This window comes from Parahaliea mediterranea, assembly GCF_017255185.1.
Taxonomy (GTDB): domain Bacteria; phylum Pseudomonadota; class Gammaproteobacteria; order Pseudomonadales; family Halieaceae; genus JAFKCZ01.
The window spans coordinates 18,648-34,189 of the sequence record NZ_JAFKCZ010000008.1 but is presented as its reverse complement, the minus strand read 5'-3'; the positions used below and the strand labels follow the sequence as shown (position 1 = coordinate 34,189).

Annotated in this window: 12 protein-coding genes; 5 read left to right on the top strand and 7 right to left on the bottom strand. The window is 64.3% G+C overall.

Features of this window, described 5'->3' with window-relative positions; all coding sequences use genetic code 11:
• Positions 1-11: 11 nt before the first annotated feature.
• The 4 genes from JYP50_RS11995 to hpaE are packed head-to-tail and all read right to left on the bottom strand — an operon-like array spanning position 12 to position 3,576.
• Positions 12-824, bottom strand: coding sequence for an aldolase/citrate lyase family protein (locus JYP50_RS11995; RefSeq protein ID WP_206560772.1), 813 nt, complete (start codon positions 822-824; stop codon positions 12-14).
• Positions 825-840: 16 nt separating this feature from the next.
• A complete protein-coding gene (gene hpaH, locus JYP50_RS11990; RefSeq protein WP_206560771.1) occupies positions 841-1,650 on the bottom strand; it encodes a 2-oxo-hept-4-ene-1,7-dioate hydratase in 810 nt (269 codons plus the stop codon).
• Entirely contained in the window at positions 1,647-2,036 is a 390-nt protein-coding gene (locus JYP50_RS11985) for a 5-carboxymethyl-2-hydroxymuconate Delta-isomerase (protein WP_206560770.1), read from the bottom strand. Before JYP50_RS11985 ends, hpaH begins: the two co-directional genes overlap by 4 nt.
• A gap of 13 nt (positions 2,037-2,049) precedes the next feature.
• Positions 2,050-3,576 carry a 5-carboxymethyl-2-hydroxymuconate semialdehyde dehydrogenase gene (hpaE, locus tag JYP50_RS11980; protein WP_206560769.1) on the bottom strand — a complete coding sequence of 509 codons (1,527 nt, stop codon included), beginning with the start codon at positions 3,574-3,576 and terminating at the stop codon, positions 2,050-2,052.
• A gap of 205 nt (positions 3,577-3,781) precedes the next feature.
• On the opposite strand from hpaE, the gene JYP50_RS11975 reads away from it, so the two are divergent.
• Positions 3,782-4,642 (top strand): fumarylacetoacetate hydrolase family protein, encoded by an 861-nt coding sequence (locus tag JYP50_RS11975; RefSeq protein ID WP_206560768.1) that lies wholly within the window; start codon positions 3,782-3,784, stop codon positions 4,640-4,642.
• Between the two features lie 5 nt (positions 4,643-4,647).
• Positions 4,648-5,124, top strand: a complete 477-nt coding sequence (hpaR, locus tag JYP50_RS11970) for a homoprotocatechuate degradation operon regulator HpaR (protein ID WP_206560767.1) — start codon at positions 4,648-4,650, stop codon at positions 5,122-5,124.
• A gap of 12 nt (positions 5,125-5,136) precedes the next feature.
• Here hpaR and JYP50_RS11965 read toward each other — a convergent pair whose 3' ends face one another.
• The 3 genes from JYP50_RS11965 to gcvP all read right to left on the bottom strand — a co-directional run bounded on the left by JYP50_RS11965 (position 5,137) and on the right by gcvP (position 11,116).
• Entirely contained in the window at positions 5,137-5,562 is a 426-nt protein-coding gene (locus JYP50_RS11965; RefSeq protein ID WP_206560766.1) for a siderophore-interacting protein, read from the bottom strand.
• 55 nt (positions 5,563-5,617) lie between these two features.
• Entirely contained in the window at positions 5,618-7,780 is a 2,163-nt protein-coding gene (locus JYP50_RS11960) for a TonB-dependent siderophore receptor (protein ID WP_206560765.1), read from the bottom strand.
• Between the two features lie 441 nt (positions 7,781-8,221).
• Complete coding sequence (gcvP, locus tag JYP50_RS11955) at positions 8,222-11,116, bottom strand: aminomethyl-transferring glycine dehydrogenase (protein ID WP_206560764.1); 2,895 nt, start codon at positions 11,114-11,116, stop codon at positions 8,222-8,224.
• A gap of 126 nt (positions 11,117-11,242) precedes the next feature.
• On the opposite strand from gcvP, the gene JYP50_RS11950 reads away from it, so the two are divergent.
• From JYP50_RS11950 to JYP50_RS11940, 3 genes are all read left to right on the top strand, one after another.
• On the top strand, positions 11,243-11,842 hold the full coding sequence (locus JYP50_RS11950) for a uracil-DNA glycosylase family protein (protein ID WP_206560763.1): 600 nt from the start codon (positions 11,243-11,245) through the stop codon (positions 11,840-11,842).
• 73 nt (positions 11,843-11,915) lie between these two features.
• Entirely contained in the window at positions 11,916-13,133 is a 1,218-nt protein-coding gene (locus tag JYP50_RS11945; RefSeq protein ID WP_206560762.1) for a serine hydrolase domain-containing protein, read from the top strand.
• A gap of 272 nt (positions 13,134-13,405) precedes the next feature.
• Entirely contained in the window at positions 13,406-15,523 is a 2,118-nt protein-coding gene (locus JYP50_RS11940) for a TonB-dependent receptor family protein (RefSeq protein WP_206560761.1), read from the top strand.
• Positions 15,524-15,542: the final 19 nt, after the last annotated feature.

Genomic DNA, 15,542 nt, shown 5'->3' with positions numbered 1-15,542 from the left:
GGCCGCTGCTGTCAGTACGCGCCGTTTCCGGGCTCTTGCGGCGGCGGTGAATCACCGCTGGCCCGGTGGTTGGCGAGGATGGACTTCGCCGTGTTGGCCAGTACCTGGGTGTCGACCCCGAGGGCGACGAACTGCGCGCCACAGGCCTCGTAGTGCCGCGCGAGGGCCTTGTTAGTGGCCAGTGTGCCCGCCGCCTTGCCCGCCGCGCGGATTCTGCCGAGAGCGTCTTCCACCGCCGCTTTCACGTCCGGGTGGGCGGGATTGCCGAGATGCCCCATGGACGCCGCGAGATCCGCGGGGCCGACAAACACGCCGTCCACGCCGGCCACTTCGAGAATGCTGTCCAGGTTGTCCAGGGCCCTGACCGACTCGACCTGGATCAGCAGGCACATTTCGCCATCGGCGTCATCGAAATAGCCCTCTACTTGGTTCCAGCGGGCCGCGCGCGCCAGGGCGGTGCCCACGCCGCGCGTGCCCCGGGGCGGATAGTGCATGGCCGATACCAGGGCCTCGGCCTGTGCCGCGGTTTCGACCATGGGTACCAGCAGGGTCTGCGCCCCCAGGTCCAGCACCTGCTTGATGAGCGACGCGCTATCGTCCACCAGGCGGACCACCGCCTGGGACGGGGTATTGTCGATGGCCAGCAGCTGGGCGTGCATCGCCGACAGGTCGTTGGGCGCGTGTTCCGCGTCGATCAGCAGCCAGTCATAGCCGCACAGGCCGCAGAGTTCGGCGGACAGCGGGTTGCACAGGCCCAGCCAGAAACCGTATTGCTGCTCGCCCTTGTCCAGGGCGTGTTTGAACGCATTGCGAGGCGTTTTCATGGTATCTCCGACGGGGTCAGGTGAACTGGCAGCGAATGTCGCCGAGGGGGCCGTAGTCGGCGTGAATGTCGTCGCCGGGTTGCACGATGATCGGGGCGGTAAAGGAGCCGGACAGCAGGATCTGGCCAGGCTCCAGCGCGATACCGTGGGGCGCGAAGCGCTTCGCGATCCAGCAGATGCCATTGGCCGGGTGATCGAGCACCGCCGCCGCCAGGCCGGTCTCCTCGATAACGCCGTTGCGGTAGAGAATGCCGCCGCTCCAGCGCAGGTCGATGTCGCGGGGTTTGAAGCGCTGTTCGCCGACGATGATGCCGGCGTTGGCCGCGTTGTCGGCAATGGTATCCATCACCGTGCGGGTATAGCCGGTTTCCGGGTCCACCCGGTAGCTGCGCGCGGCGATCAATTCCAGCGCGGGCACCACGTAGTCCGTGGCGTTCAGCACGTCCTCGATGCCCAGGTTGTCGCCGAACAGCCTTTCCTTCAGCACAAAGGCCAGCTCGACCTCGATGCGCGGGTCGGTGAAATCGCCGTGGGGGATGCGGCTGTTGTTGTCGAACCACATCGATTCCAGCAACACGCCGAAATCCGGGGTGTCGATCTTCATCGCGCGCTGCATCACCCGCGAGGTCAGACCGATCTTGTAGCCGATGACCGGATCGCCGTTGGCGGCCTTGCGCTGCACCCAGGCGGACTGGACCGCATAGGCGTCGTCCATGTCCATGTCGGGGTAGCTCTGGGTCAACGGGGCGATTTGCCTGCGCGCGCGCTCGGCCTGGTAAAGGGCCTCGGCCGCGGTCGCGATCTGCTCTTGGCTCAGTGTGCTCATGCACCGGCCTCCAGATAGTCCTGGATATTGTTCTTGTTGTATTTCAGCACCGGCTCCAGCTCTTTCATTTCGAAGGACAGGGCCACGCCCCGGCTGTCGAAGCAGGGGGCGAAATGCCGCTCGTACACGGCGAAGAAAGCCTCCGCCGCGAGCGATTTTTCCTCCGCCGAGCGCCCGCTGCCGATCAGCGCGGTGAGGTGCACGAACATGTGCTCCGGGTTGCCGTCGCCCATGCGGTAGTCGTGGCAGGCGTAGGCCCGGCTGCGAATGCCCTTGAGCGGAAACAGGCCCGTGGACAGCGCGCAGTCGTGCAGGGTGGCGAACAGCTCCTGCAGTGCCAGCGTGTCGCTGTCGATGTTGTCGGAGTACTCGAGTACGAAGTGCATGCGAATCTCCCTCCTAGCGCTTGCCCAGCTCGGGGACCTTGTGCGTGCCGTGGGCCATGCACACGTTCTTGGTCTCCATGTAGAACTCGAAGCTGTAGTCGCCGCCGTCGCGGCCGATGCCGCTCATTTTAACGCCGCCGAAGGGGGAGGGCAGGTTGCGGTTGTTCTCCGAGTTGATCCACAGCATGCCGGTCTCGATCTTGTGGGCCAGGCGCAGGGCCCGGCCCTGGTCCGAGGTCCAGGCGTAGGCCGCCAGCCCGTAGGGGCTGTCGTTGGCGGTGGCGATGGCTTCCTCCTCGGTGTCGAAGGTGAGCGCGGTGAGCACCGGCCCGAAGATTTCCTCCCGGGCGATGCGCATGCTGTTGCTGGCATCGGCGAACAATGTGGGCTGCACGTAGTTGCCGTTGCTGTCGACGCCGTCGCCCTGAAACTTGTGGCCGCCCACGGCGATATTGGCGCCGTCCTCGCGGGCGATGTCCATGTAGCTCAACACTTTCTCAAAGTGGCTGCTGTGAATCAGCGGGCCGACCTCGGTGTCGGGGTCCAGCGGGTGGCCCACCCGCAGGTTGCGGACCCGGGCCTCCAATGCCTGCATGAAGCGATCGCGAATGCCGGACTGCACCAGCAGGCGGCTGCTGGACGTGCAGCGCTGGCCATTGAGGCTGTAGAGCATGAACACCACCGCATCCAGCGCGCGCTCGAAGTCCGCGTCGTCGAACACGATGACCGGGTTCTTGCCACCCAGTTCAAAGTGCATGCGTTTCAGCGTGGGCGCGCCCTGGGCCATGATGTGGGAGCCGGTGACGGATTCACCGACAAAGGCGACCGCGCGAATTGCCGGGTGTTCGGTGAGGCGCTTGCCGGCGGTCTCGCCAAAGCCGTTCACCATGTTCCACACCCCGGGCGGCAACCCGGCCTCTTCGCTGACCTCCGCCAGGATGGCGGCGGTCAGCGGGCTGAATTCCGCGGGCTTGTGCACGATCGTGCAGCCCGCGGCCAGCGCCGGGGCGATTTTCCAGGTGGCCAGCATGAAGGGGGTGTTCCAGGGCGTGATCACGCCCACCGGCCCGATCGGGGTGCGCAGGGTGAGGTTGGAGTGCTCTGGCTGGTACAGGGCCTGGCCATTGCGCGCCTCCGGCGCCTTGTCGGCGAAAAAGCGGAAGTTGGCCGCGCCGCGCACCGCCGCCTGCTTCATGAAGCGCAGGGCCTGGCCGCAATCCATGCTTTCCACCAGGGCGATTTCCTCGGCGCGCGCCTCCAGCAGGTCGGCGAAGCGATGCAGTATGCGCTTGCGCTCCTGTCCGCTCAGGTCCCGCCAGGCGGGAAAGGCCTGTTCGGCCGCGTCACAGGCGGCGTCGACATCGGCCGCGCTGCCGGCGGCGACCTTGCCCAGGCTGCTGTTGTCGACCGGGGTAAGGTTGTCGAACGTGTCGCCGTCGGGGGCCGTCCAGGCGCCGTTGATGAAGTGGGTGGTGGGGCGGTCGCGGAACCGTTGCAGGTAGTTCCCGGCCAGGGACAGGTTGTGCGTCAAATCGGGCATGGCTAATCCTCCAGTCAGGTGTAAAGATATAACACGTTAAGTAAATTGCTGCCAGCCTCAGGGGCTATTCTTGCTGATTTTTGTATTAAATCCCATTTAATAGGACTTAATAGCATAAGGCTGAAGTTTTAGGCTGGTTGATATATTAACGCGTTAAGTATAATCTGGCTAGCCATCGAAACCGAAACCTTAGAGAGGGAATGCAATGCGACTTGCGACATACAGTCAGGACGGGCGGGAGTCCTGGGGGGCGATAGTCAGTGTGGACGGCGCCGATTGCCTGGTGGATCTCGCCGATGTGGCGCCGAGCCTGCAGGCCGCGATCGAGGGCGGCGCACTCGCGGCGATTGCGCTGGAGGGCAGGCCTTCACGGCCCCTGGCGGGTATTGAATGGCGGCCGCCGATCGTGGCGCCGGAAAAAATACTGTGTATTGGCGTCAACTACGCCAACCGCAACGCCGAGTACAAGGACGGCAGCGAGGCGCCGACCAAGCCCAGCGTATTCATCCGTTTTCCCGATTCTTTTACCGGGCATAACCAGCCGCTGATCCGTCCGCCGGAATCCCAGCAGCTGGACTACGAGGGTGAGATCGTGGTGGTGATCGGCAAGGCCGGCCGGCGCATTCCCCGCGAGCGCGCCTTCGAGCATATCGCCGGCCTGACGATCATGAACGAGGGTACCCTGCGGGACTGGGTGCGGCACGCCAAGTTCAACGTCACCCAGGGCAAGAACTTCACCCGCTCGGGTTCGATGGGCCCGTGGCTGGTCACCGCCGACGCGTTCACCCCCCAGGCGCTGGAGGACATGCGCGTGACCACCCGCGTCAATGGCGAGTTGCGCCAGGACGACACGACCGCCAGCATGATGTTTCCCATTGCCTTCATCATTGAGTATCTTTCCACCTTCTGTGAACTCAAGCCGGGCGACGTGATCGCCACCGGCACGCCCAACGGCGCCGGCGCGCGTTTCGATCCGCCCAGGTACCTGGTGCCGGGCGACACCGTGGAGGTGTCGGTGGAAGGGGTGGGCGTGCTGGTCAACGGTGTGGCCGACGAGGAACTGTAATCCGCATGAGAGCCTTTCGCCGCTCGCTGCCGATGTCGCTGCTCAAGGCGCGCGAGGCGGTGATGAAGAATTTCATCCCCCACCTGCGCGAGCACGACCTGTCGCCGCAGCAGTGGCGCGTGCTGCGCGCCCTGTTCGACGCGCGTGAAATCGGCGCGCCGGAAGTGGAAATGACCACCCTGGCGGACCAGTGTTACCTGCTGATGCCCAGCCTGTCGCGCATCGTGCAGCACCTGGCGAAGCGCGGCCTGATCCAGCGCCGAACCTCGGCCACCGACCAGCGCCGTTCGATGATCAGCCTGGACGAGACCGGTGTCGAGTTGGTGAAGGTGATGTCGGTTCAGTCCGAGGCGCGCTACGCGCACATTACCCAGGTGTTTGGTTACGGCAAGCTCGAGTTGCTGTACGAACTGCTGGATGAGCTGACCGAGAAGCTGGGCGAGGAGGCCTTCGAGCCGGACGATTTGAAGGAGGCGGAGTAATTGTCGAGCCTCCTATTCCCCCTGTAGTTCGGCATCTTGTCTTTTGATCTCCTTCTGTCCGTCTTCTGACCGTCCAATTTTCCAGTAGCTGGAAATATAGAGATGGGACTTGGGAACCGCATGCTCCTGTTTGAAAAGCCGCCTGAGGGTTCGCATGCTGCTGAACTCAGAGGCGGACCACACGGCGGGCTGCCCCGCCAGCCACGGCAGCTTGCGGATGCATGCCGCGAGAAAATATCCCTCGGGGTCCGGGGTGGGATTTATCACCCGGCGTATTTCCATGTTTTGTGGGTGCTCAAGCGCTTGTATATCTGCCTTGTCGGTGACTTCGATAAGGGCGTAGCCACGTGCTTCACCCCCCAACGTGATACGGCGCACGTTTTGTGATACCTGCGAGCAGCGTAGCACGGCCAATTCTATTGGATTGGGTCCAGCCATCTGAGTAGTACTCCTTGGTTCCGCTATCTGTTTCCGGTTGCTCGCGGGCGCATCGTCAAAGGGAAGTTTCAATACTGACGGTAAATTGCCTGGGGTCGCCAAAATAGTTTTGCCGTGACCCGCCTTGCACGCGGGCATAGTACTCCTCGTCGGTCAGGTTGGTGCCGTTGAGCACGATACGGGTACTTTCGTTCAGGTTGTAGGACAGCATCATCGAGAAAATGGTATAGCTGTTCTCTTCCCAGCGAATGCCGTTGCTCTCGGAGAACGTACCGCTGCTATACTCCGCACCAAGGCCGAAAGCCAGCTTGCTGTTTAGGCTGTATTTACCCCAAAGTTTTAGGCTGTGTTCGGGTGTAATGGAGGAAAAAGGCTTGCCCTTGTCGGCCGGGTCGCCGGTTTCGATTTGCTCGGTGTCTGTGTAGGCATAGCCGGCCAAGAGGTCGAGATTATCCATCGCGCTGCCGGCGATCTCCATCTCAAAGCCTTCCGCCTGAACTTCTCCGCCTTCGATGGAATAGTCTGGATTTTTCAGGTCCTCGATCGCGCGCTTGTCCTCGGTGATCTGGAACACGGCAAAATGATAGTTGCCCCGACCGCCGTTCAGTTCGCCCTTCAGACCTGCTTCATACTGTATGCCGACCCTGGGCGATAGCACGTTCTCGTTAACGTTGCGTTCATCCTGCGGTACAAAGGACTCCGAAATACTGGCGTACAGGCTGATCGACTCGCTCAGATCGTGGACCAGGCCGGCATTCGGAGTGAACTCGTCGTTTATTTCCGCCGCGGAAGTGCCGTTGTCGGTTTCCCACTTGGTTGTCAGGCGGCCGCCGAGAATCAGGTTGGTCGCGTCCGTTAGCGCCAGGGTTGCCTTGAAGTACGCGCCGTTCTCTTTGGTGTCGGTGGTGCGCGGTGGGCTGCCCAGGGTCAGTGTTTGCCGTGGGTCCGGGTTGCTGGCGGAGTCCGGGTCGTAGACGTTGATGGAAGGGTAGTCAAAGTCGTAGTAGTAGCCGTGAATCGCATTCTCCGCATCGCGACCATTCACGCCCAGTAGCAGTTTGTGCTCCTGGTTGAACAGCGTAAACGGCAGATTCGTGTGTAGGTCGAAACTCAGCTCCGATAGATCCTGGTCGGTCGCAAGGGCCCAGCGCGCGGTCTCGCCGGTAACGGGGTCGATAGGGCTGGCGGTGTAATTGAGTAGGTATTCAACGTCGCGATCGGCATTGGTCACGGTCGCCTTCACGGTCGCGCCGGACTCAAACGCGTACCTGGCTTCCACAAACTGCCGGGCCAACCGGCTTTCCTTGTAGTTGTGGGGTGTACCGGTATACAGGTCGCGATCAATGTCGCCGAAGTTGCCATCGGCCAGGGTGGGAACGCCTACATCGGGCACGGCTTCGGTATCTTCGATGGTGGCGCCGGCTGCCAGCGCCAGGTTCGGGGTCAAGTCGTATTCTATGGTGGTGTAGAACAGCTTCTTCTGGCTGGAAACATCCTCAATGTAGGAATCGGAATCCTCATAGCCAATGGCGGCGCGGGCGCGTAGTCTCTCGTCATTCGTCAGGGCGCCGGTCGCGTCCAGTTCGAGCCGGTAGCCGGGCCAGGATTGGGCAAAGCCCTTAATGTTCACTGAGCGTTCTGCATGGGCCTTTTTACGCACCAAACTGATGTATCCCCCCGGCTCGCCCGCGCCTTCCAGCAGGCCGGCGGGGCCGCGCATCACTTCCACGCTTTCGTAGCTGATCAGGTCCGGGGTGCCGTGGCCGTGAGTGCCATTTGAAGTCCCTGTTGTTCTCACGCCGTCAATACTGACGGCGTCCAGCTCGAATCCGCGCATCAGGTAATTAAAGGTGCCGGAGCCAAAGGTTTTAACGGTCACGCCCGTGGTCGCTTTCAAGGCGTCACTGAGGGTCAGCATGTTGCGGTCTTTGATGGTTTGGCTGGTAATGACCGTAATGGACTGCGGAATCTCGCGCAGCGTCTCAGAACCCTTGCCCAGATTGACGACGTTGGAGGTATAGGCGCCGGTTACGATGACCTCTTCGACGTTGTCGCTTGCGCTCGATGGCCCGGGGCCTGGTGACACCTGCTGCGCCTGCAGGCTCGCCGCGCCCAGCATGGCGCCCACGGCGATGGCGTTGGCAATGGGGCGCAGTCGCTGCGGCGTCCTCGGGAGGCCGTGAGCTGGCGCGAGTTTAGTAGACGACTTTTTTTGCATGATTCCCCCTGTCGATAATTGGCATGGCGAGGTCTGTTGCCTCTTGGCTGCGGGTCGGCCGGATGCGCCCATGTGCCGCGCGGGGCCCCCCTTTGCATTGGGCGACCTGATCGCCGCCTGGCACTGGAAAGAAATGCTGACACAAATGATAACGATTATCAATAACGTTAAGTGTGGGCTGCTGGGGCGCCGCCGCAATGCGGCCATCCACCACCGCGTCAGCTGTGCCAGTCATCCATACTGATCACGCTTGCGGTGTTTTTTGGCGAAATTGGGGGATGGAGCGAGCGATCGGCAGAGGTGTTTGCACGGCGGCGTTATCGCGCAAGGGGCGCGACTGTGCTGCGGTAAGGAGGATTTTTCAGGAGGTGGCAGCCCGCCGCATCGATAGGGTGTGGCGGGCTTTATCGGTCATGAAATGCAATATGTAGGGGCTAGGGATCAGGCCTCATCCCGATACGACTCAACCGACGGGCAGCTACAGTGCAAATTCCGATCCCCATACACATTGTCCACCCGGTTCACCGGCGCCCAGTACTTGCTCTGGCGCAGTGAGACCACCGGGTAGGCGGCCTGCTCGCGGCTGTAGGGGTGTTCCCACTCGCTGGCGGCAACGTCGGCCAGGGTGTGGGGGGCGTTGACCAGGGGGTTGTCTTTTGCGTCGAGCTTGCCGTCCTGTACCGCCTGGATTTCCTGGCGGATGGCGATCAGGGCGTCGCAGAAGCGGTCGAGTTCGGCTTGCGACTCGGACTCGGTGGGTTCCACCATCAGCGTGCCGGGCACCGGGAAGCTCATGGTGGGGGCGTGGAAGCCGTAGTCCACCAGGCGCTTGGCGATGTCCTCCTCGGAGATGCCGCTTTCCTCTTTCAGCGGGCGCATGTCCACGATGCACTCGTGGGCCACGTTGCCAGTGGTGCCGGTGTAGAGGATGGGGAAGTGGTCCTTGAGCCGGTGGGCGATGTAGTTGGCGTTGAGGATCGCCACCTTGGTGGCCTGCTGCAGGCCCTCACCGCCCATCAGCGCGATGTAGGCCCAGGAGATGGGCAGGATGGAGGCGCTGCCATAGGGCGTGGCGGAGACCACGTCGTTGTTGGCATCCAGGCCGGGCACCGGGCTCACCGGGTTGGTGGGCAGGAAGGGCTGCAGGTGCTTGCCCACGCCGATCGGGCCCATGCCGGGACCGCCGCCGCCGTGGGGGATGCAGAAGGTCTTGTGCAGGTTGAGGTGCGACACGTCGGCGCCGAACTTGCCCGGGGCCGCCAGGCCCACCAGGGCGTTGAGGTTGGCGCCGTCCACGTAGACCTGGCCGCCGTGCTGGTGGATTACCTCGCACAGCTCAATGATGGACTCCTCAAACACGCCGTGGGTGGAGGGATAGGTGACCATGATGCAGGACAGGTCCTCGCTGTGGCGCTCGGCCTTCAGCTTCAGGTCGTCCATGTCGACATTGCCCTTGCCGTCGCACTCCACGATCACGATCTTCATGCCCGCCAGCGCGGCGCTGGCCGGGTTGGTGCCGTGGGCGGAGGCGGGGATCAGGCACACGTTGCGCCGGGCATCGCCGCGGCTCTCGTGGTAGCGCCGGATCGCCAGCAGGCCGGCGTACTCGCCCTGGGAGCCGGCGTTGGGCTGCATGGAGATGGCGTCGTAGCCGGTGCACTCGAGCAGCATGTGCTCCAGCTCGGCCAGCAGGGCCTGGTAACCCCTGGTCTGCTCCGCCGGCGCGAAGGGGTGGATCTTGGCGAACTCGGGCCAGGTAATGGCCAGCATCTCGGTGGTGGCGTTGAGCTTCATGGTGCAGGAGCCCAGCGGGATCATCGCGCGGTTGAGGGCGATGTCCTTGTCCTCCAGGCGGCGCATGTAGCGCAGCATCTCGGTTTCGGAGTGGTAGTCGTTGAACAGCGGGTGCCGCAGGTAGTCCACCTGCCGGCGCAGGGCGTTGGGGATGCCGTCGAATTCAGCCACCTCTTCGTCCAGGCTGCTGCAGGGGCTGGTGGGCTGGCTGCCGGTGAAGATTGCCACCAGGGCGTCGACGTCGGCGGCGGTGGTGGTCTCGTCGAGGGACACGCCCAGGCGGTCCCCGCCGATCAGGCGCAGGTTGTAGCCCTTGTCGAGGGCCCGGGCCACGATGGCGTCGCGCTGCTCGCCGACGGTGTAAGTGAGGGTGTCGAACCAGCTGTCGTTGTCGGGGGTGAGGTTGCCGGTGGCCAGCATGCGCTGTAGCAGGCTGGTCAGGCGCTGGATGCGCTCGGCGATGCGGCGCAGGCCCTCGGGGCCGTGGTACATGGCGTAGAAGGCGGCCATGATCGCCAGCAGCGCCTGGGCGGTGCAGATGTTGCTGGTGGCCTTCTCCCGGCGGATGTGCTGCTCCCGGGTCTGCATGGCCATGCGCAGGGCCTCGTTGCCGCGGCGGTCGATGGACACACCGATGATGCGCCCGGGAGTGGAGCGTTTGTAGGCGTCGCGGGTGGCGAAGAAGGCGGCGTGGGGGCCGCCGAAGCCCATCGGCACGCCGAAGCGCTGGCTGTTGCCGACCACCGCGTCGGCGCCCAGTTCGCCGGGTGATTTCACCAGCAGCAGGGCCATGATGTCCGCGGCCACGGTCACCAGGGTCTGGTTGTCGTGGGCGGTCTCTATCAGCGGCGAGATGTCTTCCAGGTGGCCGTGGGTGCCGGGGTACTGGAGCAGGGCGCCGAAGGCGTCGGTGGCGCCGATCAGCTCCGCCGGGTCGCCCACCACCACGTCGATATCCAGGGCGTCGGCCCGGGTCTTCACCACGGCAATGGTCTGGGGGTGGCAGTTTTCGGCCACGATAAAGGTCTGGCTGCGGTTTTTCTTGTTCACCCGCTGCAGCAGGGTCATGGCCTCGGCGGCGGCGGTGCCCTCGTCCAGCATGGAGGCGTTGGCCAGGTCCATTCCGGTGAGGTCCATCACCATCTGCTGGTAGGTCAGCAGGGCTTCCAGGCGGCCCTGGGAGATCTCCGGCTGGTAGGGGGTGTAGGCGGTGTACCAGCCCGGGTTCTCCAGCACGTTGCGCTGGATCACCGCCGGGGTGTAGGTGTCGTGGTAACCGGTGCCGATGAAGGATTTGTTCACCACGTTCTGCGCGGCCAGCGCGCGCAGGCGGGCGATCACCGCCTGTTCGCTCTGTGCGCCGCCCAGGTCCATGGCCTGCTCGCGGCGGATGGCGGCGGGCACCGTGTCGTCGATCAGCGCGTCCAGGCTGTCGTAGCCCAGGGCCTCGGCCATCGCCTGTTGCTGGTTGACAGTGGGGCCGATGTGGCGTTGGATGAAATCCTGGTGGTTTTCCAGATCGACGAGGCTCGGACGGCTCATGGGGGCTCCGGTGGTTCAAATAAATGGTGCAAGCGGGGGCGCGATATTAACAGTCGGGCCCGTTTGCGGCAACGCAGGGGCCGCCATCCGGCGGGCCCGTTGAGCGGGGTCGGGCGCAGCAAACCCATGTCACAAAACCTTCCCATGACCGACCTGCTGGCGACTATCCGCGATTGTCGTCACTGCGCCGGGCGCCTGCCCCTGGGGCCGCGGCCGGTGCTGCGCGCCAGCGCCGGCGCGCGCCTGCTGATTGTGGGCCAGGCGCCGGGCACCCGGGTGCACGCCAGCGGCGTGCCCTGGGACGACCCCAGCGGTGACCGCTTGCGGGACTGGCTGCGGATGGACAAGGCGCAGTTCTACGACGAGCGGCATGTGGCCATCGTGCCCATGGGCTTTTGCTACCCCGGCAAGGGCAAGTCCGGCGACCTGCCGCCGGACCCGGCCTGCGCGCCGAAATGGCACGACCCCCTGCTGGCGGGTATGCCGGAACTGGAGCTGACCCTGCTGGTGGGTAGCTACGCACAGCAGTACTACCTGGAGGCGGACAAAGAGACCCTGTCGAGCCGGGTGCGCCGCTGGCGGGACTTCGGGCCGCGCTTTTTCCCCCTGCCGCACCCCTCGCCCCGCAACAACCTGTGGCTGCGCAAGAACCCCTGGTTCGAGGCCGAGGTGCTGCCGGCGCTGCGGGAGCGGGTGGGGGCTCTGGGCTTGTTTGCCGCCGGTTGAAACCGGCTCCGCCTTGCCTTCATCGGCGGCAACGCCGACACTGTGCGGCCCACGATTTTCAGCAGGAGCACCCATGGACCTGGTCAATCCCGAAACCGTCGGCCTCGACCCCCGGCAACTCGAGCGCATCGGCGAGCACTGGCGGCGCGCCTACCTCGAGCCCGGCAAGATTCCCGGCTGCATCACCCTTATCGCCCGGGCCGGGAAGGTGTGCTACCTCGACGTCGCCGGCCGGCGGGATATCGCGCGCGACCAGCCGATGACCGAGGACACGGTGTTTCGCATTTACTCCATGACCAAGCCCGTGACCTCGCTGGCGTTGATGCAGCTCTACGAGCGCGGCCTGTTCTCGCTGGACGACCCGGTGCACCGCTTCATCCCCGCCTTCCGCGACTTGAGGGTGCGCAAGGCCGGTTCCTTCCCGCTGTTCGAAACCGTGCCCTGTCAGCGCCCGATGTCGGTGCGCGACCTGCTCACCCACACCTCGGGCCTGACCTACGACTTTTTGCGCGAGTCCAATATCGACTACGCCTACCGCAAATTGCAGGTGGGCAATCCCAAGCCGGGCTATACCGCGGCCGACATGGTGGCGGAGCTGGCGCAGTTGCCCCTGGAATTTTCCCCGGGCGAGCGTTGGAACTACTCCCTGGCCACCGACGTCTGCGGCCACCTGGTGGAACTGCTCAGCGGCCAGAGCCTGCCGGACTACCTGGAGCAGCACCTGTTCCAGCCCCTGGGCATGGCGGACACCACCTTCAATATCCGCCCCGGGCAGCTGCCGCGCTTCGCCAGCTGCTACCAGCGCGACGCGAACAGGGAACTGGTGCTGAACGACGACGGCCAGGACAGCCGCTTCCGCGAGCGCAGTTTTTATTCCGGGGGCGGCGGGTTGCTGTCCACGGCGGGGGACTACTACCGCTTCTGCCAGATGCTGCTGAACGGCGGCAGCCTCGACGGCCAGCGGGTGATCGGCTCCCGCACCCTGGATTTCATGACCCGCAACCACCTGCCGGGGGATGTCGACCTGTCACAGATCGCCATTGGCAGTTTCAGCGAGACGGTTTACGAAGGCGTGGGCTTTGGCCTGGGCTTCGCCACCAAACTCGATCCGGTGGCCAACGGTTACCCCGCCTCCCCGGGGACCTTCTTCTGGGGCGGCCTGGCCAGCACCCTGTTCTGGGTCGACCCGGAGGAGGACCTGACGGTCCTGTTCATGACCCAGCTGATGCCCTCCAGCACCTTTAATTTCCGCGGTCAGCTGGAGGCCATGGTCTACGCCGCGCTGGAGTAGCGCCCGGATACGGACTGCAGGTCCCGCCGGCACTGCCGGGCGGCTCCCACCGGCTGCGAGCGCGTTGTGCTTCCAGCCGGTCTTCCCTAGCCGGGCGCCCCTGGCCGGGCGCCCCTAGCCGGGCGCCCCTGGCCCAATCGCGGTAATAATTGGCCCGGCTTCGGCGGCGCTATTGTAAATGAGAATACATCCGATTACTGTTCGTCTCCCAATTATGAGGTGCGTCGCGCCCCCGCAAGATTCGACGCACCGCTATCCGCTAGGGAGACACCATGAACAAGCAGACCCTCGCGCTGGCCGTGGCCAGTGTCATCGCCAGCTCCGCCATGGCGGACAATGCCCTCGAGGAAGTCACCATCGTCGGCAGCCAGGAAGCGGTGCGCAACCTGCCGGGCACCGGGGCCCTGGTGGACAATGAGCAGATCAGCGTCGAAGCCGCCAACGACATCAACCAGCTGCTGAAAACCGTACCGGGTATCTATATCCAGGAGGAGGACGGCTACGGCCTGCGCCCCAATATCGGCATTCGCGGCGCCACCTCCGAGCGCGCCTCCAAGGTTACGCTGATGGAAGACGGGGTGATGATCGCGCCAGCGCCGTACTCCAATCCCGCCGCTTACTATTTCCCGACCACCGCGCGCATGCACGCCATTGAGGTGATCAAGGGCGCGCCACTGCTGCGCTACGGCCCGCAGACCACCGGCGGGGTGATCAACCTGGTGTCCACGCCGATTCCGGAATCCAACAGCGGCAATCTCAACTTCCGCTATGGCGAAAACGGCGAGACCGACCTGCTGGCCAGTTTTGGCGCGCGCGCCGGTGACTTTGGCGTGTTGCTGGAAACCACCCAGCGCCGCAGCGACGGCTTCAAGGACATCGACCGCAGCAGTCGCGACAGCGGCTATGACATCCAGGATTACCTGTTGAAACTGGGTTGGCAGGGCGAGGGCCAGAGCCTGCTGTTCAAGGCCCAGTACTCGGAGGAGACCTCCGACGAGACCTACCTCGGCCTCACCGACACGGATTTCGACCGCGATCCCGACCGGCGCTACGGCCTGTCCAGCATCGACGAAATGGACAACGACCACCAGGGCTACAGCCTGAGCTACGAGCTGGCCCTCGGCGAACGGGTCAACATGACCGCCCTGGGCTACTACAACGAGTTCGCCCGGGACTGGTTCAAGCTCGGTGGTGGCGGCAGCTTCATCAGCGCCGCCAACGCTGGCGACGCCGAGGCCCAGGGGGTGCTGGATGGCACCGTCGACGCCTTCGGCCTGAAATACAAGCACAACAACCGCGAGTACGAGTCGCGGGGTGTCGAGCTCAACTTCGATGTCGATCTGGGCGCCCACCAGCTCGCGGTGGGCGGCCGGGTGCACGAAGACGAGATGGACCGCTACCAGCCGGAGGAAATCTACAACCAGATCGACGGCGAACTGGTGTTCGTGGGCATCGAGGCGGCCACCGGCGGCGACAACCGCCTGGAGGAGGCCGATGCCACCAGCCTGTGGCTGGTGGATACCTGGCAGGTCAACCCGGTAATGGACGTCAACCTGGCGCTGCGCTACGAGGATGTGGAGTCCCGGCGGCGCCAGTACGCCACTGCGGACCGCTCCGACGCGCCGAGTCGCCGTGGCAACGACAGTGACGAGTGGCTGCCCGGGGTGTCTTTCACCTACCAGCTGGGCCAGGACTGGCAGCTGCTGGCCGGCGTGCACCGGGGCTTTTCGCCCCTGGGCGGCGGCGCGGTGGCCAACGAGGAGCCGGAAACCAGCACCAACTGGGAAGCCGGTTTCCGCTACGACGGCGGCTGGTTCCTGGAGGTTGTGGGCTTCTACAGCGACTTCGAGAACAAGACCGAGAACTGCTCCAACGCCAGCCCCTGCAGCAACGGCGACACCTCGGGCTCCTTCAACACCGGCGAGGCGGTGATCCAGGGCCTGGAGCTGCAACTGGGCAGCGCCATTGAGGCGGGTGCGCTGACCATTCCGGTCAACCTGATGTACACCTACACCGACGCCGCGATCAGCGAGGACAATCCCGCCGAGGGCTTCGAGGACGGCGACCAGCTGGCCTCGGTGCCGGAGAACACCTTCAGCCTGCGCGTGGGCCTGGAGACCGGCATGGGCTGGAACAACTACGCCGTGGCCAAGTACATCGACGAGATGTGCATGAACGTCGGTTGCAACAACGGCGGCGACCGCTTCGCGCGCAGCGAGGACTTGTTTGTGGTGGATTTCATCAGCCGCTACGAAATCAGTCCCGGGGCGGTGGCCTTCCTCAAGGTGGAGAACCTGTTCGACGAGCAGGCCATCGTTTCGCGCCAGCCCGATGGCGCGCGGCCCAACAAGCCACGCACGGCATCGGTGGGGATGGAGTGGACGTTCTGATTCCCGACCCAATCGGCAC